This window comes from Govania unica (assembly GCF_027920805.1).
Lineage (GTDB): Bacteria > Pseudomonadota > Alphaproteobacteria > Sphingomonadales > Govanellaceae > Govanella > Govanella unica.
In genome coordinates, this window is sequence record NZ_JANWOI010000004.1 from 549,425 (window position 1) to 570,761 (window position 21,337).

The window sequence follows — 21,337 nt, forward strand, 5'->3', positions numbered from 1 at the left end:
ATTTCATGGATTGTCCGAGCAACTCCGCTGCAGATTTGCGGGCTGCCATTGTGGACAAGGGACGGAGCTATCTTGGCACCCCGTTCCGTCATCAGGGGCGGGCGCCCGGGCGGGGGCTCGACTGTATCGGTGTGGTCGCCTGCATTGGCCGGGAGCTTGGGCTGTTTGACTATGATGCGACGGGCTATGCCCGCCAGCCCACGTCCTGGACAAGCCTGCGCCGTCATGTGGATGCGGCTGGCTTCGTCCGGGTCGAGACGGCGAAACCGGGCGATGTGTATCTCATGGCCATTATCGATCGGCCGCAGCATGTGGCGCTCGTGACCGATCGCGGCATGCTGCATGCCTGGATGCACACCCGGAGCGTGGTCGAACACGGGCTGGATGCGCTATGGGCGAGCCGCGTTGTCTCAATCTATCGTTTTCCAGGAGTATGCGACTGATGGCTGTTCTGGTGCTGGCGGCAGCGGGATTTGCGGCAGGGAGCGGGCTTGTCGGGGGTGGATTGCTGGGGATTGCCGCGGGCGTCGCCCTTGGCGCGGGCGGGAGCTATCTCGGGTCGCAATTGGGCGGGGCTGTGGACGCGAAGGTTTTCGGTGTCGGGTCCCGCGTGAGCGAAGGGCCGCGGCTGGGCGATCTGAGCGTGCAGTCCTCGGCCTTTGGGCAGGTTATTCCGCTGCTCTATGGCACCGTGCGGGTGGCCGGGAATGTGATCTGGTCCATGGGGCTGATCGAAACCCGGCACGAAGACAGCGAAAAGGTCAAGGGCGGCAAGGGCGGCGGCGGCACTAGGGTGACTACGGTCTCCTATACCTATGCGAGCTCGTTTGCCATTGCCTTGTCGGCGCGGCCGATTGTGGGCATCGGACGGATCTGGGCCGATGGCAAGCTGTTGCGCGACGCGGGTGGACGGCTTGCGGTTGAGGGGCTGATCCGGATTTATACTGGCAGCGAACAGCAGAATCCCGACCCTTTGATTGAAGCCGGGGAAGGGCTTGGGCAGGCCCCGGCCTATCGCGGGCTTGCTTATGTGGTGTTTGAGGATCTGGCGCTGGCGGAATATGGCAACCGCATTCCCAATCTGACTTTTGAGGTCATCGCGGACAAGGGGGGGGCTGCGACGCTTGCCGGGGTGATTGGCGATCTGGCGTTGCGGGCCGGGCTTGCGCGGATTGATGTTGCGGCGCTTGATGACAGCGTGGCGGGATATGCCATTGCACGGTCGGTGACCTATGCCGATGCCATTGAGACGCTCGCACGGATTTATCATTTTGATGCTGTCGAGCGTGAGGGGGTGATCAGATTCGCGCCGCTGGCCCGGGCACGGGTGGCGGTGATCGATTATGAGAATTTGACGCGGAGCAGCGGGGAGGCCGCTCCTTTGACGGTGACGCGGCAGCAGGAACTTGATCTGCCGCGTGAAATCTCCGTGCGCCATGCGGACCCGGCGCGGGATTATCAGGTCGGTGTGCAGCGGGCGCGGCGGCAATGGACGCCGAGTCTTGCGGCTTATGATTACGATCTGCCACTGACCATCTCGGCGGACCGGGCCAAACGCGCGGCGGAGATCGAGCTTGCGCGGCAATGGCGGGCGCGGGAGGCTGCGGCATTTTCGCTTGGCACCGCCTATGCGCGGCTGATGCCTGGCGATGTGATAACAATTACGGGGACGGATGCGCCGCTTGATCTGATGATCGCCGAGGCGGATTTCGGCGGCGGTACTCTCGCTTGTCGGGCGGTGTCCTATGCGAGCGACGTCTATATGAGCGGGGCGCTGGCGGATGGCGGCGGGGTGCCGACGCAGATGGTGGAGGATCCGGCCGAGACCCGGTTGCATTTATTGAACCTGCCCGCATTGCGCGCGGCCGATGGGACGGATCCGGTGTTTTATGCTGCGGCATCGAGTGCGGAGAGCCGGTGGCGCGGGGCGGTGTTGTATCGTTCGGTGGATAGCGGCGACAGTTTCGAAGCCATTGCTGCTCTGTCATCTCCGGCGGTGGCGGGGGTGGCGGTCAATGCTTTGCCCTTGGGGCCCCTTGATTTCTGGGACGAGGCAGCGCGACTCACGGTGGTGTTGGATAATCCGGCTCAGCTCCTTGAAGCGCGGCCGCCTTTGGCCATTCTGAATGGCGCCAATGCGGCGCTGGTGGGCGAGGAGATCATTCAGTTCCGGGAAGCGGCGCTTGATGGGGCGGGTCATTATGTCCTGAGCGGGCTGTTGCGCGGTCGGCGGGGCACCGACCATCATATGGCGTCGCATGTGAGCGGCGAGCGGTTCCTGTTGCTGGATGCCGCGCGGCTGGTTGCGGTGACGGCGTCCTTGAGCATGGTCGGCCGTCAGGATCTTTATAAGGGCGTGAGCGCGGGGGCTTTGCTGAATGCCGTTGACGCCACGCTGTTTCAGGTCAGTGCCGAGAGTTTGCGGCCGTTTGCTCCGGTTCATGTGACGGGGCTGCGGAATGCAGAGGGCGATCTGGCCATCCGCTGGATCCGGCGCTGCCGGGGCGACGGCGGCTGGATCGATGGCGCGGATGTGCCGCTTGACGAGGACAGCGAGCTTTATGAGGTCGAGATTCTGAGCGGTGCCGTGCCGCTTCGTGTGCTGACGGTTGCGACAGCCGATGGTCTTTATACGGCGGCGCAGCAGACGGCGGATTTCGGGGCGCTGCAAAGTTCAATCTCGGTTCGTATTTATCAAATGAGCGCGCGCGTCGGCCGGGGTGTTCCGGCGGTGGCGCTGCTCTAACCCTTGGGAGCTTGTTGCTATGAGTGAAGACACGCCGCGTCTTAAACTGCCTTATATCCGGGCCAATCAGGCGCAGAAGGAAGTGACCCATAACAGCGCCCTTAATATGGTTGATGCGATGGTCATGGCGGTGGTGGAGGATCGCGATCTGGTCGCCCCGCCCCTGTCCCCGGGCGAAGGGCAGATGTGGATCGTGGCCGCCGGGGCGACCGGGGTCTGGTCCGGGCAAAGCGGCAAGCTTGCCCATTTCATCGGCGGGGCCTGGGTTTTTTATGTTGTGCCTGACGGCGCACGGGTGTGGATTCGGGACGAGCAGCTTGAGGCCCGCATGACGGGGTCGGGCTGGGTTGCCGGGGATCTGCGCGGAACGGCGCTGCGGGTGAATGGCACGCAGGTGGTCGGGGTGCGGGCCGGGGCCATTGCCGCTGTGAGCGGCGGTACGACCGTTGACAGCGAGGCCCGCGCGGCGTTGAACGCCTTGCTCGCGGCCTGTCGGGGGCATGGATTGATTGCCCCCTGATCTGTGTCGAAACGATGCAGAGACTGTTACGCAAACTTGACAGCTATGCGGTTTATTTGCGGCGGTGGGGTGCAGGGCCTCGTGGCAAGCGACTGATCGGTTGTGGAGATCGAGGGTTGGCCCGGTTCTTGCTTTTTTTTACCGGGGAGGCGAATTGACAATGGAGGGTTTGGATATGCGCAGCATTTCTTCTTCCAGGCCATGCGTCTCAGTGGAGATAAAATTCTGGGATGGGGCCGCCTGGCGCGACGAACGCCGGACGGAGGCCGATCATCGTGTGGGGCGACGCCGCACGGATGTCTGGTTCCCCTATAGTTCAGAGTTTGTCGCACAGGTCATTGGCCAGAACAGCTGTTCTGTAAACCGCACGACAGCGCAACGATACTGTTGCTCTAAGGACACACTCAGCCAACATAGATACTCGTTTGACGCGTAATCTGCCTTAAGGAATACTGGACTGTCGCATTTCGACCATATTCCGTGTTTAATACCAGTCACCTATGGAATGGCTTGAGAAAGCATGTCCATTGCCGGGTTGAGGCACAAACAGTTCCCGACTGTTGTGATAAAGCCCAAAACACTGAAGGGGAATGCAACATGAGAGCATATCATCTGCTCTTGGGCGCGAGCGCCTTTGCTCTTGTCGCTCAGACAGCGACCGCGGAAGTCAACAATCCGTGGTATTTTACAGTGCGTGGTGGCCTTTCGATTGCTGAAAAGTCAGAGTTTCGCGGTCCGGTTAGCGGTGCGTCTTTTGATACTGATCCAAAGACCGGCATCGCCTTTGGCGCGGGCTTAGGCTATGACTTCGGCGGCGTACGTTTGGAAGCCGAACTGCGTCGTCAGGAAAACAATGCCAAGCGGATAAACGTACGGAACGGTCTTCCGTATGGTGTTGCTGCTGGCCGGTATAGTTCAAACCAGGGCGATCAAGATGCGACCGCTCTGATGGCCAACCTGTATTACGACATTAATCTGGGTGGTGGTCTGAAGCCTTATCTTGGCTTTGGTCTTGGTGGTGCACGCGTAAACTACGGTAGCCTCCGTGCTGCTAACGTCACGCTCGTTGACAACTCGAAGACCGTTTTCGCCTATCAGGGCATTGCCGGTCTGCGCCAGCGTCTGAGTGATGCTGTCGATCTGACGCTCGATTATCGTTATTTCCGTACGGAAAATCCGAAAATCCGTGACGTCAACGGCGCGCGTCTCCATGCGGATTATACCGATCACATCGTGATGCTTGGTCTCGTCTGGAAGTTCGGTGGCAAGAAGGAAGAACCGGCAGCTCCGCCGCCGCCTCCTCCGCCCCCGCCGCCTCCTCCGCCCCCGCCGCCGCCTCCTCCGGCTCCGGCACCTGGTCCGTTCGTGATCTATTTCGATTTTGACAAGTACAATATCCTTGCCGAATACGAGAAGATCATCGACGAAGCTGCGTCGGCTGCTCGTGAAGTTCCGTCGATCCAAATCTATGTCCGCGGTTACACGGACACCAAAGGGTCCACGGAATACAACCAGAAGCTTTCGGAACGTCGTGCAAAAGCTGTGTATGACGAGCTGATCAAGCGCGGTGTGCCGGCGAATGCCATGGGCCTTGAAGCTTATGGTAAGACCCATCTGGCCGTGCCTACGGCTGACCAGGTCAAGGAACGCCTGAACCGTCGCGTTTCGATCCGTTACGGCGATTAATTTCTGATCCCCTTTGGGGATGGATATAAGCTGCGTCCTCTGGCTTTGCCGGGGGACGCAGTTTTTTTATGCGTGGTCGGATGTGTGTTGGTCGGGTGACGCAAACGCAAACGGGCCCGCGTTTACGGGCCCGTGGTTGGTAAGTCTTTGGAGTGCTGATATCAGCCGAGGGCTTGTCCGAGTTGCATGGCGAGGGCCATGTCGCCGTCGATCTTCAGCTTGCCGGTCATGAAGGCCATCTGGGCGTTGAGGTCGCCGGCGAGGATCTCCTGCAGAACACTCGAGTCGGTGGTCAATGTGACGTCGGCCGGACCATCCGCGCGGGAGATTGCCGGAGGCTTGGCGGTGCCGTCGATCAGCAGAATGCCGTCGCTGCCAAGGTCGATCTTGATCCGGCGGGCGAGGCCAAGGCCACTCAGCTTGCCTTGAAGGCCCTGAATGATGCTGTCGATGCTCATGCTTCGGCTCCTTAAATGGAATAATCCGCGTCGACGGCGGCATGTCCGTATTTGACGCTCGGGCCTTTGGCGCGCACGGTTTCGCGGGCGGACAAGGGGCGATTGCGGCCGGCAACTTCAACCGGATAAAGACTCACGACGATATTCGCAGCAGCGGCGCGTTCGGCGCGTTCGAGGGCATCCGTGATCTCGGCTTCGCCGAAGGCTGTGGCATTGGCGATCTGGGTGACCCAGTCAAGATCGGTACCTTGGGCACGGGCATAGACAATGACCCCGTCATGCAGCCGATTGGCCGTGATTACCTTGAAGATTTCGCTGCCGTCTTCCATAAGCGCCAGATTTCCTTGATTGAGTTGGCAAGCCTTGAGGGGGGGGGCGGCCAGTCTGTAAAACAGCCTCTATCAAAGCGCTTTCACGACGCTTTTTCAAGGAAATCCGCATGCGCCTTGATCTGGCGCCCAGAACCCGCTTTATAGCAGGCGTTCGGGCGGCAGGCGCAGGGTGATGCAGGTGCCGCTTCCCTCGGTGCTGGTGATGGCGACCGATCCGCCATGCTGTTCGATCAGCACCTTGACGAGCGGAAGGCCGACACCGATTCCGGCGCGCGGATTTGTGTAGGTATCCTCGATCTTGCGATAGGGCTGGAAGGCGCAGACAAGTTCGTTTCCGGCGATGCCGACGCCGTCATCCTTGCAGCAGATTTCGACCCCGCCGGCTTTGCTGCGCATGGTGAGGGTGATGCGGCCTCCGGGCAGGGTATATTTGAGCGCATTGGCGAGCATGATCAGGATGACTTGGCGAATGCGCGTCTCGTCCCCGCGAAAGGCGGGAAGGTTGCGGGCGATCGAGCGGCTGAGAGTGACGCCGGATTTAACCGCGCGCTCCCGTGTGGCGTCGAGACAGGCGTCCAGGCAGTTTGAAAGGGAGAAAATGCTGTCGCACAACTGAAGCCGTCCGGTTTCGGAATGGCTGAGGTCGAGAAGCCCATTGATGAGGCGCAACAGATCCTGGCCCGCAACATGGATGTCTTTGGCATAGGCGCGGTAATCATCGGCTTCAAGCGGGCCGATGAAGCCTGTCATCATGATTTCGGAAAATCCGAGAATGCCATTCAGCGGTGTGCGCAGATCGTGGCTTAGAAATGTCAAAAGCCGGTTGGTGATGACACGGGCTGCCTGGTCTTCACCGCGACCTTCGGGTTGCGTTGTGCGCATTACGCAGACGAACTGGCTTGATAACTGATTGCTGCCGTCGGGCAAGCGATAGGGCCGGACCGTCAATTGGACTGGGACTGCAGCGTCGCCCTTGCGGAGGATGCGGGTTTCGATCACGGCAGATTTGCGTTCACTCAGAGCCTGCCGCAGGGTTGCGAGCGCATAGCCTGTTTCTTCGGCGGCGGGCAACAGAGAGAACAGATCATTGCCGCGTATTTCGCGCCGGCTGAAGCCGGTTTGACGTTCGAACTGGGCATTGACGTCGACCACCAGAGGACGGTCATCATTGGCGGCGAGAATGGCGATTGCTTCGTCAACTTCATGGAAGACTGAGTCAAACAGCCCGGCACCGACGGTAATTTCGCCGTCTTCGAAGGGGCTTGTGCCCAGGAAACCGTCGCCAGTCGAGCGTGGACCAAGGCCGGCATGATGGCCTTTCAAATCCGGTTTCGGCGTGCTTTCTGCCGCCTTAATTATATCCGGGTACACACTGTACTCCCATAGAACCAACCTCCCTCAAGCTACAGAAGATCAACTTGTTACATGCCGTTGTTTCTGTGGCGTCGCAGAATCATCAATGAAAATGATTGGTTAATCAATGGTTAATTTGTGTATTTACTTGTTAAGACATACCAAGGGTGATAGGGCGACATAATAAAAAGGGGCCGTAAAGGTTTTAGTGGGTTTTTCTGATATCGTGACGATACGCATGCGCTGCATGCTGTTCTGGTCTACAGGGGGAGGAAGGTGTTTGTGCGGGCATTGGTCACTGTTGTCAGCTGTTTCCTTATTTTTGCCTGTGCGGCAGTCTTTGGTTGTCCTTCGATGGCCTCTGCATCCGTGCGGGCGACGACTGTTGTCGAGACCGGTGGCACAACAAAAAGCCTGACGGAAAGGCTTGATATCCTAAAAGACTCCAGTGAAAAACTCGGCATCGCCGAGGTGAGCGAACCGGCCATGCAGGCGCATTTTGTGGCCGTCGACGGGAAAAGCTCCAATATGGGATTTAGCCGCGCCGCCTGGTGGGGGCGGTTCACGCTGCATAATCCCGGGGCGACGGCTGTGGATCAGATTGTGGAATTCGGGTTTCCGACGATTGATCGCCTGGAGTTTTATCGGCCTTCGCTCACCGGCACAGGATTTCAACAGCAGCTTGCGGGCGACAGTGTTGTTGGTCGTTCGGTCGATATTCCCGGACGCAATGCGTTGTTTCGGGTGACGGTGCCGCCCCATGCGGATGTGACCTATTATGTGCGGCTCTCGGGCGATAGCATTCTTGCCTTTGATGTGAGCCTGCATGATGTGGAGACGTTTTATGTGGAGCTGTCCCGCAGCTATGATCCGTCCATTTTGTTTTTTGGGATCATTCTGGCGGCGGCCTTTTACAGTTTTGCGATCTTTGCCATTGTTCGCGACAGCGAATATCTTCTGTTTTCCATTTTGGTCATTGGGGTTGGCGGATATTTCTCCTCGATCTGGGGATATATGAGCGCTTATGTGCTGCCAGAAACCACCTGGGCGGCGAATTTTGTCATTTCTGCCTGCAACTGCCTTATCCTGTTTTCCCTCACTCGATTTACACGATTGTTTCTGCATCTTGCAGTCTATGCGCCGAAGCTTGATCTGCTGTGCCGGATTTTTGAGAAATTGAGCGTCCTCGTACTGTTGATCAGTCTGGTCGATTTCCGGCTGGCCCATAGTTTGATGTTCGCATCTGTGATCTTCGGATTTTTTGGAAGTCTGGCTCTTTCGTTGATCTTGTGGCGCAACAAACAGAAATACAGAAAATTATTTTCGCTGAGTTGGCTGTATTTTTGCGGGGTTTTGATTCTGGTGCCGTTCGAGCGTTTTGGCGTGCTGCCCTGGGGGGAGTTCTATCAATCGCTTTTCCGCATCAGTTTCGCCCTGATCTGCATGATGTTTGCCGTGCTGTTTGCAGAGAAATACCGGCATCTGACACAGCTGAAGGAAAAAGAGCTGAGCGAGGCCCGGGATGTGGCCATTGCGGCGTCAAAAGCCAAGTCACGATTTCTTGCGATGATGAGCCATGAACTCAGAACGCCGTTGAATGCGGTAATCGGGTTTGCCGATATTCTGAGGCTTGAGACGCTCGGCCGGATCGGAAATCCGAAATACATGGAATATGCGCAGGACATCAAGGATTCCGGCAGCAATCTTTTGAGCACCATCAATGATCTCCTGGAGATATCACGCATTGAAGCCGGACAGGTCGAACTGGATGAAGGTCCGATTGTTGTGAGCGATCTGATCCGGCGCTGTTTGCGGATTGTGACTCCCCGGGCCACGGAGCGCGGTCTGGTGCTTGAGTCCGTGCTTGAAGATCATTTGCCGGTGTTGATCGGTGATGAAGCCCGCATTCAGCAGGTGCTGATCAATCTGTTACACAACGCCATAAAATTCACGCCGCCCGGTGGTCGGGTCAGGTTGCAGGTCAGTGTGACGACTGAGGGGGAATATTATTTTGCCATCAGCGACACCGGCATTGGCATTGCCGAGACCGATCGCGCCCGCATTCTTGAGCCGTTTACGCAGGTGGATTCACATCTGACACGACGCCATGATGGTGCGGGGCTTGGGCTTGCGATCGCAAAATCCATTCTCGATCTGCATGATGCGGCGCTTGAGATCGTCAGCGAGATCGGGCAGGGCACGACCTTTGGCATTCTGTTCCCGCGGCAACGGATCGAGTGACGGATTATTTCATCAGATTGTCGGAAATGCTGCAGGCCGCCGGACCCATGAGCACGACGAACAAGGTCGGCATGATGAAGACGATCAGCGGAATGGTCATGATTGCCGGCAGGCGGGCGGCTTTTTCCTCGGCCTTCATCATGCGCTCGTTGCGGAATTCAGCCGACAGAACACGCAGGGACTGGGCGAGCGGTGTGCCGTATTTTTCCGCCTGACTGAGCGTCGCCACCACGGCCTTGACGGCAGGCAGTTCGACGCGGGCGGCGAGATTGGCGAGCGCCTGGCGGCGGTCGGGAAGAAAGCCGAGTTCAATGGAGGTGAGCCCGAGTTCATCGGCGAGTTCGGGGCAGGCGCGCTGATTTTCACGGGCCACACGTTGCAGCGCGGCGTCGAGCGTGAGCCCGGCTTCGGCGCAGATGACCAGAAGATCAAGCGCATCCGGAAGACCTTTGCGGATGGCTTGCTGACGCTTCTGCACAAGGTTTTTCAAGTAGAAGTCCGGGGCCATGGAGGCGAGCAACATGGAGCCGACAAAGGCCGCGAATTTCGTCGGTTGCGACCAGTCGAACAGCTTCAGGCCGAAAATCATGACAAGGGCGATCAGGCCAATCAGAATCGGCAGGATCAATTTGAAAAACATCAGGATGACGACGCCGTCCCTCGATCGGATGCCAGCTGCTGCCAGTTGCTGACTGAATTTGCGTGATTGTTCTTCCTTGACCACATTGACGCGGTTGAGGACCTCGCGCATGAAGCCGACGCTTTTCGTGCGTTTGACGGGAGTGCGTTTGCGCGCCGCGATATATCCGGATTTGAGCGCATCGCGACGGTTCTTCAGGGCTTCGAGCCGCCCGCGCATGGGGTCGCTCACGAGCCCGGAGCTCCAGACCGCGAGCACCATCAGAAAAGCCGATGCCGCTGCCATCAGGGTGATCAGGTCTTGGGGTTTCAGGCCGAAGGGTAAATTGTCCATCATCAGATCTCGAATGAAATCATTTTTTTGATCATCAGCATGCCGATACCCATCCAGATCAGGGCGCCGACAGCGACCATCTGGGCGCGCGGATCGGTGTAGAGCACGGCTCCATATTCCGGATTCATCACCAGGATCAGCCCATACATGATGAACGGCAGCGAGCCGATGATCATGGCGCTGGCGCGGCCCTCGGATGACATGGCCCTGATCTTCAGTTTCATTTGCTGACGGGAGCGCAGGATGCCCGACAGGTTGCCAAGGGTTTCGGCAAGGTTGCCGCCGGTTTCCTGTTGCACGGAAAGACTGATGACAAAGAATTTGAATTCCGCGACGGACAGGCGCTCCGTAGCGCTCCATAAGGAGTCGGTCATGGTCTTGCCGAAGCGGATGTCATCGGCGATGCGGCGAAATTCAGTGCCGACCGGGTCATCCATTTCACGGCTGACGGCATTGATGGACTCGATCACCGGCAAGCCCGATTTCAGGCCTCGCACAATGAGGTCGATGGCCTCGGGAAACAGCGCCAGGAATTTTTCCTGACGCTTGTTGATGAGATAATTGACGCTCATGTGCGGCAGGCCGATGCCGAGAAAAATGCCGCCGAAAAGACAGGCGATCGCCGGAAAACCGCTGGCCAGCAACAACAGCAGAGTGAAGATGACGGTGGCGATGCCGTTCGCCGCTGCAAACTGCCCGAGGGTGATCGCCTTGCCGGTGCGGTTGAGGCGTTGCCGCAGTTCCGCCGGACGGGGCAGGATGCGTTTCAGAAGATCTTCAAGATTGCTGTCGCGGGAATAAATTTGCAAACGCCGCGAGGCATCGATCGATTTGTTCGCCTTGTAGCGTTCCTTGAAACGGGTGAGGCGCTGGCTTACGGCTTTGTTGGCCGGGCTGAGCAGATTGGCGAAAAACACCACCGAGCCAAAGATGATGAGCATCGCGCCGAAAACACCGAGAAAGATGATGTTGGGATTGATGCTGGTCATGTCACATGGCCTCCAGAAGCGCACGGTGCAGGCCATAATATTCGGCCTTGATGGCGAAATGCGGACGGACCCCGGTTGAGCGGAAACTACCGATCAAAGTGCCGTTGTCGTCTTCACCTTCGAATTCATAGGTGAACAGATCCTGTGTGGTGATGACGTCACCTTCCATGCCGACGACTTCGGAGATAGCCTGAACCCGGCGCACGCCGTCGCGCATGCGAGACACCTGCACGATGAGGTCGACGGCCGCCGCGATCTGGGTACGAATGGCTTTTTGCGGCAAGTTGACGGAGCCCATGCTGACCATGTTTTCAAGACGCACGAGGGCCTCACGCGGACGGTTCGCGTGGAGCGTGCACATGGAGCCGTCATGGCCTGTGTTCATGGCTTGCAGCACGTCAAGCGCCTCGCCGCCGCGGACCTCGCCGAGGATGATGCGATCCGGTCGCATGCGGAGCGCGTTCTTGAGGAGATCGCGCATGGTGATTTCGCCGTTGCCTTCAAGATTGGCCGGCCGGGTTTCAAGGCGCACCACATGGGGTTGCTGCAATTGTAGTTCGGCGGCGTCTTCGATGGTGACCACGCGTTCGCCGGGATCGATGAGCCGCGACAGCGCGTTCAGCATGGTTGTTTTGCCCGAGCCCGTGCCGCCGGAAATCACGATGTTGAGGCGGCAGGCTCCGGCGATTTTCAGCACGGTGCACATTTGCGGTGAAAGATTGAGCGTATCGACCATGCGGTCGAGGGTGATTTTCTTTTTGGAGAATTTACGGATCGAAATCGATGAGCCATCGATGGCGAGCGGCGGGATGATGATATTGACGCGGCTGCCATCCTTGAGGCGCGCATCGCATAACGGGGACGATTCATCCACGCGGCGGCCGATGGCCGAGACGATGCGGGTGCAGATATTCATCAAATGCGCCTGATCGCGGAATTTGATATCCGTCAGCTGCAATCTGCCGCCGGTTTCGATATAGATCTGATCCGGACCATTGACGAGAATGTCGGTGATTTTTTCGTCTTGCAGCAGCGGTTCAAGCGGACCAAGTCCCAACATGTCGTTGAGCAGCATGGTCACAAGTTCGCGCTGTTCCTTGAGGTTCAGGTTGATTTTTTCCTGAACCATCAGCTCGCTGATGACTTCGCTGATTTGTTCGGCAAGTTCGCCGCGTTCGAGTTCGGCGGCGGCCTGGGAGTCGATATGTTCAAGCAGCAAAGGTTGCAGGCGGTTTTTGGCAGCTTCGATGGTTTCTTTGCTGGACGCCTGTTTCTGGCCTTTGCCTTTTCCGGATGATGAGGATTTGACGTCGGCGGTGAGGATCTCGTTCAAAAGAATTGTCACGAGATCGCGGCGTTCAAGTTCGTTGAGCGTGATGTTAAGCAGCAGGGTTTGTTCGCGGATGATGCCATCAATTTCAACCGATAGATCGCCGGTTGTTTTCTGGCGGTCTGCCGGATTGGCGTATTTCTGTTTGACGATCGGTTCGATCAGTTCGAACACATGATCAACGATCGCGCCGGTCGGAGGCAGGGGCGCGGACTGCTGTAGGGATGCGGCGGGCGCGGCCTCAGCCTGTGGCGGTGCAGACTCGGCGCGCGCGCTCAGGCCACGGCCAAAGCCGGGCGTCTGCTTTTTAGGCAGATCAGCTGAGAGACCCTGAGTTTGTCTGCGTCCGAACACGGGATTTCCTTATTGCTAGTCGTTACTTTTTGCCGATGGCGACAAATTTTTTCCAGAACGGCTCGGCCATTTTACGGTCAGCTATGCCGTTCAAGGCTACGCTCAGGCTGTGGATGGACTGAACGAGTTTTGATGATGCAGCGGCAACCGGCAGCGGCTTGCCGCGCTTGGTCGCGGTGACCACGGACTTCGGATCATTTGGAATGAGGAAGTCGATTTTGCGTTCGATGGCGGCTTCGAAATCCTTTTGTTCGACTTCGACCAGTCCGTTGATGCCGAGCCGGTTGACGGCAAGACGGACCTGCGCCTGGGGTGCGTGGTCCTTGATGAAACCAAGCAGCCGGATCGCGTCGCGGGTTGAGGCGAGCGTCATGTCGGTCACCAACAGAATGTCCGAACATTCGGCGAGCAGGAACGGATACTGCGTCGACATATGGCGCGGCAGATCGATCAGGACGGTTTGGTAATTGCGTTTGACCTCGGTCAGCAAATGGCTGAGGGCGGCGGGATCGGGCTGGGTTGCGTCACCGAGCGCGGCCTCGGCGCTGAGGATCGAGAACTTGTCCGATTCCTTGATGACGGCACGTTCGATGAACAGACTGTCGACGCGGCTCGGGTTGCTGAGCGCATCCACAAGGCCGCGCCCGGGTTCGAGATCGAAGGTGAGTGCTGCGGTGCCGAAGTGAATGTCGAGATCAAGAAGAGCGGCGGAGCGGCCGAACTCATTGCCGATGATCCAGGCTGCGGTCGAGGCGATCAGACTTGCGCCGGTGCCGCCACGTACGCCGATGACGGCGATGGTGCGCGGGCCTTCGTTGGCGCTGGCCGGGGTGGCTTCTTCATGCGGGCGCATGGCCTGTTCGGCCATATGGATGGCGGAGCGGAAGTCGTCAGGGGCGACCGGCTTGACGAAGTAATCAAGCACGCCGGATTCGACCAGGGACCGGTAGAGCGTCACGTCATTTTTGTCACCGATGGCGATCACCGAGGTGCCGGGTTCACAGACTTCGGCGAGCGCATTGATATCGGCGAGCGGATCCGACGAACTTGACAGATCAACCACAAGCACTCGGGGGGAGTGTGACGCCCCGAGCGTGCGAATGGCCATTTCGATGCCGCCGGTGCTGACGCAATCAAGCGGCCAACCGCGTTCCGCCAGAACCGGGACAAGGCATTCGGTTACGCTGGCGTCGGCGACGAAGGCGGCAAAGTCATTGCCTGCATCTTTCGTATGTCTGGTGCCTGCTATCATGGATGCGGTCCTTCAGTCGTTACTTGTCTGTGGTCGCGGACTTTGTATCGGTCCATTTGACCTTGTCGGTGCGCAGTCTTTGCACGGCCTGGGCCGCGGATTCGCTATTGGCCGGTTCGTAGGTCTCGGGGCTTACAAGATCGCGCGGATTGGCGACCATGAGACCGAGCGCGCTTTCCGTTGCGCAGCCCAGGTTGCTGGTCGGGGCGTTGGCATAGTTCGGGGCGGCTTTGCGGCTCCAGTCCGGGCATTTGGGGCCACGCACGACCGCGCGTTCGACCATAAGGCGGAGGCTGTTGGCCGCAGGCGATTCCCCGCCTGGGGTGAGCCCTGCGGCGACCTTGTATCCGGCTTTGGTCAGATGGCTGCGCAGGCTGTCGCTGCGGAGGCTCGCGAGCCGGGTAGCGCTGTCGGCGGCGTCAATCGTGATCACGTCATGGGTGCCGGGTTTCACGGTGGCGAGAAACTGATCGAGCCGGGCGGTTTCCTGTGTGGTCAGCGCCGTCATGTCGCCCGCGAACTGAACGTCATAGGGAACGCGCAGCAGTTCGACGGTGTTCTGTCGTGTGCCTTGGTTATTGTCCCACACCGTGCTTTTTTCCGCGCAGGCACTGAGGCCCATGGCGAGGAGGAGGAGAGCGGAGATGCGTGCGGTCATGATCATCTTCCTAATTCAACATGAAGCCGGCGCGGGCTGTGGTGTCGGCAGCCGGGGCGGGAGCCGGTGGCACGGCGCGATAGCTTTGTCCGTCAAGATTGCGTTCGCCGTCATTCGGAATTTGCAGACCGTCTTGCGGGATCGGAATTTTTTTGCTGGTCGGCTGCACGAGATAGGGCGTGACGATGATGATCAGCTCGGTTTCCTGGCGGCGGAAACGGTCGGAACGAAACAGTGCGCCGAGAATCGGCAGGTCGCCAAGGCCGGGGAATTTGCTCAGTTCGCGTTCGATATTGTTTTGCAACAGACCGGCGATGGCAAAGCTTTGGCCGCTGGCGAGTTCAACGGTGGTCTCGGCGCGCCGTGTGGTCAGGGCCGGGACGTTGAAGCCGTTGAGCGTGATGGCGCCGGCGGACGACAGCTGGCTCACTTCGGGCTGAATTTTCAGATTGATGCTGTTGTCGGCAAGGACAGTCGGCGTGAACTGCAGGCCGACACCGAATTTGCGGTATTCGATGGTGATGACGCCGCGTTCCTGCGGGACCGGAATGGGGAATTCTCCGCCCGCGAGGAAGGAGGCGAATTCGCCGGACAATGACGTCAGATTCGGTTCTGCGAGCACGGTCAGGAAGCCTTCGGTTTCAAGCGCGTCAATGATGTAATTGAGATCGAGACGGCCGGTGACGATGCTGCCGAAGGCGCTGCCGATGCCGGTTCCAAGGGGCTTGAATTCCTTGATCGGGGTATTGAGAACCTGGTCCTTCACAATATCAAAAACATTGCGCGAGGTTTGCAGGCCGATGACGCTTTTACCGATGCCGAGCGTGCCTTCCCAATTGAAGCCGAGCTGCTTGGCCACGTCGCGGGAGACTTCGGCCACACGCACGCGGATATTCACTTGGGGCGGCGTTGCTACGGTCAGACGATTGAGGACTTCGCTGTCCTTGCCGATGAGTTTCTGCGCCATTTGCTGGACGTCATTGGCTTCGACCGGGGATCTGGCGTTGCCGGTCAGAACCAGAACGCCATTCATTTGCTGCACATCGATATTGTTGCCCGGCATCATTTTTTGCAGGGCGGCACGGGCCTGGGTCAGGTCGTGGGAGACGACGATCTGAGCGCTGAACAGCACGTCGTCCGTGCCGGAGACTGCATAGACCGTGGTGGTGCCGGGAGCCTTACCGAACACATAGACCAGACGGGACGACTTGACCTGAATGTCGGCGATGTTGGGGTCGGCCACGAACACGCTCGACGCTGGTTTGTCGAGTTTGATGAGAGTGCCGTTATTAACGGATACAGTGAGCGTGGCGTCGCTTGCGCGGCTTATGGCTGCGGCAAAGGTCGGCTGGGAGAGCGGCAGCAGCAGGGCGGCTGTCAGCAGGGCCCGTTGCAGGGTGCGGTAGGCGCTCATGAGCGGTGTCCTCCGATGGCGACCTGTTCGGTTTTGTTGCCACGGGTGACGTCGACTGTCGGGCCCTTGCCGCTTGCGCCGTGGTTGCCACCCATGCGCGGCATGCGGCTGACGTCGCGATCCCAGGTGATGGTCTGGCCTTTTTCCGCACTGCCCTTGTCGAGCGTGGCGTCTTCCGTGGTGGTGATGTCAGGATCGCCGAGGCTGCGCAGGCTCAGGGTCATGTCGCCCATGTCGCTGAGAAGAGCAATCTGTTCGGCCTGGGCGGGGCTGACTTCGATGGTGACGGTTTTGGCGACGTTCGGCGCGTTTTCCTGATCGTCGGCGCGTTGATCGATGCCGAGCACGCGGGCGTTTTTGAGCACGGTTTCGCTGGCGCGGAGTTTGGGGCCGTTGTCGCGGTCGATGGACTGGGTGAGAATCAGATCGACGCGGTCGCCGGGAAAGATGAAGCCGGAGACCCCGGTGGTCGCCGACACGCGGATCGACACCGCGCGCATGCCGGGCGCGAGAATCGCCGACATGAAACCGCGCTCGCCTTTTTTGACGATGCCGCCTTGTGTCAGGGGCTCGGACGCATGCACGCCTGTGCGCACCACGGCGCCCATGAGGTCGGCGTCTTCGCTGCCGCTGACTTTGCGGATGTAATGTTCCGACAGATTCTTTTCCGGCCAGTGCTGCCAGGTCAGATCGCCTTTTTGAATGAGGCGCCCCGAGGGGAGATTGGCCGCAGCGACGAGAACTTCGACAGCCGGTTTTTTCTCAGCTTGCGCCGTTTCCGTCGGTTGTCCAGTGCCAAGCCAACTACGGGCGAGGAAAGCGGCTGCTCCTGCAATCACCAGGGCGGCAACAATCATGAGTACGCTGCGCGAATTCATTGCTTTTGTACCTCGCCTTTTAAAATCTCATTCATGACAGCTCTCACATCACATCCATGAGGCGCTGTGCGAGCACCCAGGCGACATAAAGACCACCGACACAGATGCCGAGGCCATAAGGGACCTTTGCCGCCGCGATGCCGGTGCACGGAGCAAGACTAGAGCCAAGAGGGTTTACAATCGGTGAAGCTTCGTTGCGGGTGACAAGGCCGCGGGCCTGCAATTTTATCCGCAGCAGGACCACGGCGGACAGCAGGCCACCCGCGATCGCGGTCAGAAGCAGGAAGGGAAGCGCGAGCGCCGGGCCAGACCAGATCATCATGACGGTCAGCAGTTTCACATCGCCGCCACCCATGAGATTGAGGGCGAACAAAATGCTGGTCAGGGCAAAGATGATGACGGCAAGTATCAGGGCGCTGCCAAGATTGGCGCCGATTGCCGGAGTGAGTCGGGATTCGGCAGGCAGCAAGGCCTGCGCGCCATGGAACAGCAGCGCGAGAACAAGCACGGTCAACACCGTCTTGTTGTCGATGATATAATGACGGCTGTCACGAATGGCGGCCAAGATTAGGACAACGGCCATCGCCAGCACAAAGGTCAGACTGAGGACCTTGAGCATATCCATGCCGGTTATTCTCGCGTCGCGGCGAATCTTTTGCCGATTCACCTTTTGATGTTTTTAGCTGCGCTGTTAGAGCGCAGACGGCAGAGCGAAATTGGAACGGCCCCGAACACAATCCGGGGCCGTTGCAGGACAGTCATCAAAACCCCGGAGGAGTTCAGTGTTACTTGCCGTTCGCGGTGTCGAGTTCCGACTTCACGTTGGTGAAGGTGTCCGTCAAGCTGCCGCCAAGTTGGGTCAGGGCAGCGATACAACCAATTGCAACGAGGGCAGCGATCAGGCCGTATTCGATGGCAGTGGCGCCGGCTTCGTTTTTACGAATTTTTTTGATCAAGGTGAACATCACTTGTCTCCAGTTTGCCAAGTTATCAGTGATGTCACTTTGCCTGAGATGTCTAAAAGAAAGGTTAACGCACAGGGATCAACTTAAACAATTCGAATTTAGTGAATAAAGATGCGTGAATACTTTAGCGAGTATTTGTAAAAATTTCGTAATTAAATTGCGAGGTATTTTCGTAAAATTTTATCTATTCAGACCAGAAGCCATCAGCTGCGCCAGCGTGCGCAGGGCAGGCGTGGGGCCTTCGCTGTCGCGGGAGGCGTCGGCGGCAGGCAATTTGAGGGTGAAGCCCATGGGCGTCGTGTCCACTGTGGCATTGATGCGGCTGGCAAGGGTTTGGATCTGGGCAAAGCGCAGGCTTTGAAGTGCCGTTGCCGGGTCCGCGTTCAGAGGATCGATGCCATAAGAGAGTGACTTGGTGTCACGTCTGGTCAGGGCCGAGGGCAGGATGGTGATGTCAATGCTGCCATCTGGCTTGTTGCAGGTTGCAACCGTGATCACGGAGCCATCGGTTGTTTCGGCAATGGCGCAGCGGATCAGGCGGACAATGCAGCGTTCCATGATCTGCGGCTCGGTGACCGTAATCGTTTCAAGCGCATTTTCCGCCGCCACGACCTTGATGGCCCGCACGGTGGCATGCCGATTGACGGCTTCAATGGCGGTGCGGATCAGCTGTGCGACAATGACGGAGCGGAGTTTCGGAGCTTCCGTGTCGCGGCGCAGGCGGGCGTCTTCGAGAATCTCGCCGACGAATTCATTCAGATGATGCCCGGCGGCCTGAATGCGCCGCAGGCAATCTTTATAATCGTCATTGATTGGCCCCCATGCGCCAAGCTCGATCAGCTCGGAAAAGCCGATGATGGCGTTGAGGGGGGTTCTGATTTCATGACTGAGGGTTTGCAGGGTCTCCGTGACGCTTTGACTGAGGGCGGGAGCTACCGGCGAAGGCTTCGTCCGTGGGGATGGCATAGGAATAGGTTTTATTGCTGGCCCTTCATGATGACCCGGCTCTGTGACGGCAATCCCGCGATAGCCGAGAAAGCGGCCGGTGATGCGGTCAAAGGCGGGGACTCCGCTTAGCTTCCAGGTCCGGCTTTGGGGCCTCGTGCGGGATTCGAGCGTCAGGCCGTCAAAGGGACGCCAGGAAGCGAGGTGATTTTCGAGGGCGTGGCTTCGATCGGTGAGGAGATCGCCGAGTTTCTGGCCCAGGATGGAGGGCGTGGGCATGCCAAAGATCTCGGCGGCTTCGGGAGATACGAAGGTGAGCCCCCCTTCACGATTGGTTTCCCAGCGCCAGTCACTGCTGGCGCGGGTGAAATCGTCCAGTTGATCCTGATGGCTGACCGCGTGATCGAGCGTTTCGCGAACTGGCAGAAGATCCGGCATGAAATCGGGCATGACCAGCGGCGAACTGACTTGCGGGACTTCAGTTGTGGGCTCTGTCTGGGCGTCAGACAGCAGGCGGCGGACTTCGGGCGCGAGATCAGGCCGTGCTAACAGACGGGCCGTCATATGCGGCGTGCCGGTCTTTGCAATGTCGCGCAGCAGGCTGTCCGGCAGCGCCGCGAAATCAAGCAGGAGGTCGGCGACCGTGGGGTCTTCCGTTATTAGAAGCTTCAAAAGCGGCTCGGGCGGCCGTTCCATGGAATAAAGATGGCCGGCAAGCCCGCGGCGGACGCTTAGATCGACGCGCGGACGCAGGATGCGCAGGATGTCGAGGAGAGCGGCGCGGTCCCCGGATTCCGGCGGAAGCGGGCCATGAAAGAACAGGTCGCAGATATGACGAAACAACAGGCCGCGTCCCCGATCGGAGCGGTCCTCGACCAATTCCAATAGCTTGCGGAGCTTCGTATCGACGCCGCGCACGTCCCAACCCTATCCAATATCTAGATAACTGACCCGCGGAGATCATTGCATAATGGGGGTGAAAGAAAAAGCAAAAGGTTACTAAATGGTTGACAATTACAAGATATGGTTAATTTTTCTTTGCGCGGCCTAGAGCGCGGCTCGGGTTTCATCCGGGACAGAAAATACGCGAAATGTGAAATTTTATTGCGTTGTGGCTCTATTCATTGTTGTTATACTGCGCAACAGGAGGGCACTATGACTCGTGTGAAGCTGGATGAAATCGACCGCAAAATTCTGAAACAATTACAGGACAATGGTCGAATCACCAATGTCGATCTGGCGGAGCATGTGGGTATTACCGCGCCGCCCTGCTTGCGCCGGGTGCGTGCTCTGGAAGAAGCCGGTTTTATCAAGGGCTATCATGCCGAACTTGATGGCGAAGCCTTAGGGTTCGGCATTACGGTGTTCGCCATGGTGCGTTTGCACAGTCAGGCGGAAGCGGACCTCAGGGCCTTCGAGGCCATGGTCGGAACGCTGTCGCCGGTGCGGGAATGTCATATGCTGAACGGGGAAATCGATTTCATCCTGAAAATCGTTGCCCGCGATCTCAATCAATTCCAAAGTTTCCTGACGACCCATCTTACGCCAGCGCCGAATGTGGCCAGCGTCAAGACGTCGCTCACCATCCGCTGCGCCAAGCACAAGCCGGATGTGCCGTTCGACGACGCATAAAAGCCTGTCACCCCGGGAACCGGAACTGACAGGCTGATGCAAAGGCGTCAAATTTAGAGGAATTCGATCTCGACGATTTCGAAATATTTCTCGCCACCGGGGGTCGCGACTTCGACCTCATCACCGATGGCGCGGCCAATCAGGGCCTTGCCGAGCGGGGAGGTGTAGGAAATCCGGCCTTCCTTCACGTCGGCTTCCTGAGCCCCGACAATCTGGTATTTGCTTTGAATGTCATCTTCATCGGCCAGCGTCACGGTCGCGGCAAACACGACCTTGTTGCCGGAAAGATATTTGGCTTCAATGACATCAGCGCGGGATAAGGAGCTTTCAAGTTCCATGATACGGGCTTCAATGAAGCCCTGCTTCTCTTTGGCGGCGTGATACTCGGCATTTTCGGAAAGGTCGCCATGGGCGCGCGCTTCCTCAATAGCCCGGATTACTGCCGGACGTTCCTTCGTCTTCAGCTCTCTCAGCTCGATTTCGAGCTTGCTGAAGCCGATTTGGGTCATCGGAACCTTCTCTACCATAGCCGCTCAGTCTCTCTGCCCTGATCTATCCAATTCGGTCATATAAAAAAACTCTGCCGACCATGGGCATAATGGTCGGCACCG

20 protein-coding genes are annotated in these 21,337 nt (G+C 58.4%); 6 read left to right on the forward strand and 14 right to left on the reverse strand.

The genetic code is table 11. The annotated features are described in order from the left end of the window. Positions 1 to 5: 5 nt before the first annotated feature. The 4 genes from NYP16_RS13385 (at position 6) to NYP16_RS13400 (ending at position 4,952) form a co-directional block, all read left to right on the forward strand. Positions 6 to 443 carry an NlpC/P60 family protein gene (locus tag NYP16_RS13385; protein WP_274944663.1) on the forward strand — a complete coding sequence of 146 codons (438 nt, stop codon included), beginning with the start codon at positions 6 to 8 and terminating at the stop codon, positions 441 to 443. Then, the gene (locus NYP16_RS13390; protein ID WP_274944664.1) at positions 443 to 2,746 is read left to right on the forward strand and encodes a phage tail protein; all 2,304 of its coding nucleotides are present in this window, start codon (positions 443 to 445) and stop codon (positions 2,744 to 2,746) included. Before NYP16_RS13385 ends, NYP16_RS13390 begins: the two co-directional genes overlap by 1 nt. A 19-nt stretch (positions 2,747 to 2,765) precedes the next feature. Beyond that, positions 2,766 to 3,266, forward strand: a complete 501-nt coding sequence (locus tag NYP16_RS13395; RefSeq protein ID WP_274944665.1) for a DUF2793 domain-containing protein — start codon at positions 2,766 to 2,768, stop codon at positions 3,264 to 3,266. Between the two features lie 597 nt (positions 3,267 to 3,863). Beyond that, positions 3,864 to 4,952, forward strand: coding sequence for an OmpA family protein (locus NYP16_RS13400; RefSeq protein ID WP_274944666.1), 1,089 nt, complete (start codon positions 3,864 to 3,866; stop codon positions 4,950 to 4,952). Between the two features lie 161 nt (positions 4,953 to 5,113). Here NYP16_RS13400 and NYP16_RS13405 read toward each other — a convergent pair whose 3' ends face one another. From NYP16_RS13405 to NYP16_RS13415, 3 genes are all read right to left on the reverse strand, one after another. Beyond that, positions 5,114 to 5,410 carry an SCP2 sterol-binding domain-containing protein gene (locus NYP16_RS13405; protein ID WP_274944667.1) on the reverse strand — a complete coding sequence of 99 codons (297 nt, stop codon included), beginning with the start codon at positions 5,408 to 5,410 and terminating at the stop codon, positions 5,114 to 5,116. 11 nt (positions 5,411 to 5,421) lie between these two features. Beyond that, positions 5,422 to 5,739 (reverse strand): DUF2849 domain-containing protein, encoded by a 318-nt coding sequence (locus NYP16_RS13410; protein WP_274944668.1) that lies wholly within the window; start codon positions 5,737 to 5,739, stop codon positions 5,422 to 5,424. A gap of 141 nt (positions 5,740 to 5,880) precedes the next feature. Beyond that, positions 5,881 to 7,113 (reverse strand): PAS domain-containing sensor histidine kinase, encoded by a 1,233-nt coding sequence (locus NYP16_RS13415; protein WP_274944669.1) that lies wholly within the window; start codon positions 7,111 to 7,113, stop codon positions 5,881 to 5,883. A gap of 336 nt (positions 7,114 to 7,449) precedes the next feature. On the opposite strand from NYP16_RS13415, the gene NYP16_RS13420 reads away from it, so the two are divergent. Next, on the forward strand, positions 7,450 to 9,336 hold the full coding sequence (locus tag NYP16_RS13420; RefSeq protein WP_274944670.1) for a sensor histidine kinase: 1,887 nt from the start codon (positions 7,450 to 7,452) through the stop codon (positions 9,334 to 9,336). A 4-nt stretch (positions 9,337 to 9,340) separates the two neighbouring features. On the opposite strand, the gene NYP16_RS13425 is transcribed toward NYP16_RS13420, so the two are convergent. The 10 genes from NYP16_RS13425 to NYP16_RS14565 all read right to left on the reverse strand — a co-directional run bounded on the left by NYP16_RS13425 (position 9,341) and on the right by NYP16_RS14565 (position 20,012). Beyond that, positions 9,341 to 10,309 carry a type II secretion system F family protein gene (locus NYP16_RS13425; protein ID WP_274944671.1) on the reverse strand — a complete coding sequence of 323 codons (969 nt, stop codon included), beginning with the start codon at positions 10,307 to 10,309 and terminating at the stop codon, positions 9,341 to 9,343. 2 nt (positions 10,310 to 10,311) lie between these two features. After that, a complete protein-coding gene (locus tag NYP16_RS13430; protein WP_274944672.1) occupies positions 10,312 to 11,298 on the reverse strand; it encodes a type II secretion system F family protein in 987 nt (328 codons plus the stop codon). Position 11,299: 1 nt separating this feature from the next. Beyond that, a complete protein-coding gene (locus NYP16_RS14560) occupies positions 11,300 to 12,982 on the reverse strand; it encodes a CpaF family protein (protein WP_274944673.1) in 1,683 nt (560 codons plus the stop codon). A 22-nt stretch (positions 12,983 to 13,004) separates the two neighbouring features. Beyond that, entirely contained in the window at positions 13,005 to 14,234 is a 1,230-nt protein-coding gene (locus NYP16_RS13440; protein WP_274944674.1) for an AAA family ATPase, read from the reverse strand. Between the two features lie 19 nt (positions 14,235 to 14,253). After that, on the reverse strand, positions 14,254 to 14,892 hold the full coding sequence (locus tag NYP16_RS13445; protein ID WP_274944675.1) for a CpaD family pilus assembly lipoprotein: 639 nt from the start codon (positions 14,890 to 14,892) through the stop codon (positions 14,254 to 14,256). 10 nt (positions 14,893 to 14,902) lie between these two features. Continuing rightward, positions 14,903 to 16,306 carry a type II and III secretion system protein family protein gene (locus NYP16_RS13450; protein ID WP_274944676.1) on the reverse strand — a complete coding sequence of 468 codons (1,404 nt, stop codon included), beginning with the start codon at positions 16,304 to 16,306 and terminating at the stop codon, positions 14,903 to 14,905. After that, positions 16,303 to 17,184: a Flp pilus assembly protein CpaB gene (cpaB, locus tag NYP16_RS13455; RefSeq protein WP_274944677.1), complete on the reverse strand. Its 882-nt coding sequence runs from the start codon at positions 17,182 to 17,184 to the stop codon at positions 16,303 to 16,305. Before cpaB ends, NYP16_RS13450 begins: the two co-directional genes overlap by 4 nt. A 43-nt stretch (positions 17,185 to 17,227) precedes the next feature. Next, entirely contained in the window at positions 17,228 to 17,809 is a 582-nt protein-coding gene (locus NYP16_RS13460) for an A24 family peptidase (protein WP_274944678.1), read from the reverse strand. 160 nt (positions 17,810 to 17,969) lie between these two features. Further along, positions 17,970 to 18,149: a Flp family type IVb pilin gene (locus NYP16_RS13465; RefSeq protein WP_274944679.1), complete on the reverse strand. Its 180-nt coding sequence runs from the start codon at positions 18,147 to 18,149 to the stop codon at positions 17,970 to 17,972. A gap of 180 nt (positions 18,150 to 18,329) precedes the next feature. Next, on the reverse strand, positions 18,330 to 20,012 hold the full coding sequence (locus tag NYP16_RS14565; protein ID WP_274944680.1) for a histidine kinase dimerization/phospho-acceptor domain-containing protein: 1,683 nt from the start codon (positions 20,010 to 20,012) through the stop codon (positions 18,330 to 18,332). Between the two features lie 237 nt (positions 20,013 to 20,249). Here NYP16_RS14565 and NYP16_RS13475 point away from each other — a divergent pair, with 237 nt between their 5' ends. Then, the gene (locus tag NYP16_RS13475; protein ID WP_274944681.1) at positions 20,250 to 20,726 is read left to right on the forward strand and encodes an Lrp/AsnC family transcriptional regulator; all 477 of its coding nucleotides are present in this window, start codon (positions 20,250 to 20,252) and stop codon (positions 20,724 to 20,726) included. Positions 20,727 to 20,779: 53 nt separating this feature from the next. Here NYP16_RS13475 and greA read toward each other — a convergent pair whose 3' ends face one another. Next, entirely contained in the window at positions 20,780 to 21,253 is a 474-nt protein-coding gene (gene greA, locus NYP16_RS13480) for a transcription elongation factor GreA (RefSeq protein WP_274944682.1), read from the reverse strand. Positions 21,254 to 21,337: the final 84 nt, after the last annotated feature.

What these genes read in the sequence shown, in the direction of transcription:
- NYP16_RS13385 (WP_274944663.1), top strand. Translation starts at nt 6, where the DNA reads ATGGATTGTCCGAGCAACTCCGCTGCAGATTTGCGGGCTGCCATTGTG.
- NYP16_RS13390 (WP_274944664.1), top strand. Translation starts at nt 443, where the DNA reads ATGGCTGTTCTGGTGCTGGCGGCAGCGGGATTTGCGGCAGGGAGCGGG.
- NYP16_RS13395 (WP_274944665.1), top strand. Translation starts at nt 2,766, where the DNA reads ATGAGTGAAGACACGCCGCGTCTTAAACTGCCTTATATCCGGGCCAAT.
- NYP16_RS13400 (WP_274944666.1), top strand. Translation starts at nt 3,864, where the DNA reads ATGAGAGCATATCATCTGCTCTTGGGCGCGAGCGCCTTTGCTCTTGTC.
- NYP16_RS13405 (WP_274944667.1), bottom strand. Translation starts at nt 5,410, where the DNA reads ATGAGCATCGACAGCATCATTCAGGGCCTTCAAGGCAAGCTGAGTGGC.
- NYP16_RS13410 (WP_274944668.1), bottom strand. Translation starts at nt 5,739, where the DNA reads ATGGAAGACGGCAGCGAAATCTTCAAGGTAATCACGGCCAATCGGCTG.
- NYP16_RS13420 (WP_274944670.1), top strand. Translation starts at nt 7,450, where the DNA reads ATGGCCTCTGCATCCGTGCGGGCGACGACTGTTGTCGAGACCGGTGGC.
- NYP16_RS13425 (WP_274944671.1), bottom strand. Translation starts at nt 10,309, where the DNA reads ATGGACAATTTACCCTTCGGCCTGAAACCCCAAGACCTGATCACCCTG.
- NYP16_RS13430 (WP_274944672.1), bottom strand. Translation starts at nt 11,298, where the DNA reads ATGACCAGCATCAATCCCAACATCATCTTTCTCGGTGTTTTCGGCGCG.
- NYP16_RS13440 (WP_274944674.1), bottom strand. Translation starts at nt 14,234, where the DNA reads ATGATAGCAGGCACCAGACATACGAAAGATGCAGGCAATGACTTTGCC.
- NYP16_RS13445 (WP_274944675.1), bottom strand. Translation starts at nt 14,892, where the DNA reads ATGACCGCACGCATCTCCGCTCTCCTCCTCCTCGCCATGGGCCTCAGT.
- NYP16_RS13450 (WP_274944676.1), bottom strand. Translation starts at nt 16,306, where the DNA reads ATGAGCGCCTACCGCACCCTGCAACGGGCCCTGCTGACAGCCGCCCTG.
- cpaB (WP_274944677.1), bottom strand. Translation starts at nt 17,184, where the DNA reads ATGAATTCGCGCAGCGTACTCATGATTGTTGCCGCCCTGGTGATTGCA.
- NYP16_RS13460 (WP_274944678.1), bottom strand. Translation starts at nt 17,809, where the DNA reads ATGGATATGCTCAAGGTCCTCAGTCTGACCTTTGTGCTGGCGATGGCC.
- NYP16_RS13465 (WP_274944679.1), bottom strand. Translation starts at nt 18,149, where the DNA reads ATGTTCACCTTGATCAAAAAAATTCGTAAAAACGAAGCCGGCGCCACT.
- NYP16_RS13475 (WP_274944681.1), top strand. Translation starts at nt 20,250, where the DNA reads ATGACTCGTGTGAAGCTGGATGAAATCGACCGCAAAATTCTGAAACAA.
- greA (WP_274944682.1), bottom strand. Translation starts at nt 21,253, where the DNA reads ATGGTAGAGAAGGTTCCGATGACCCAAATCGGCTTCAGCAAGCTCGAA.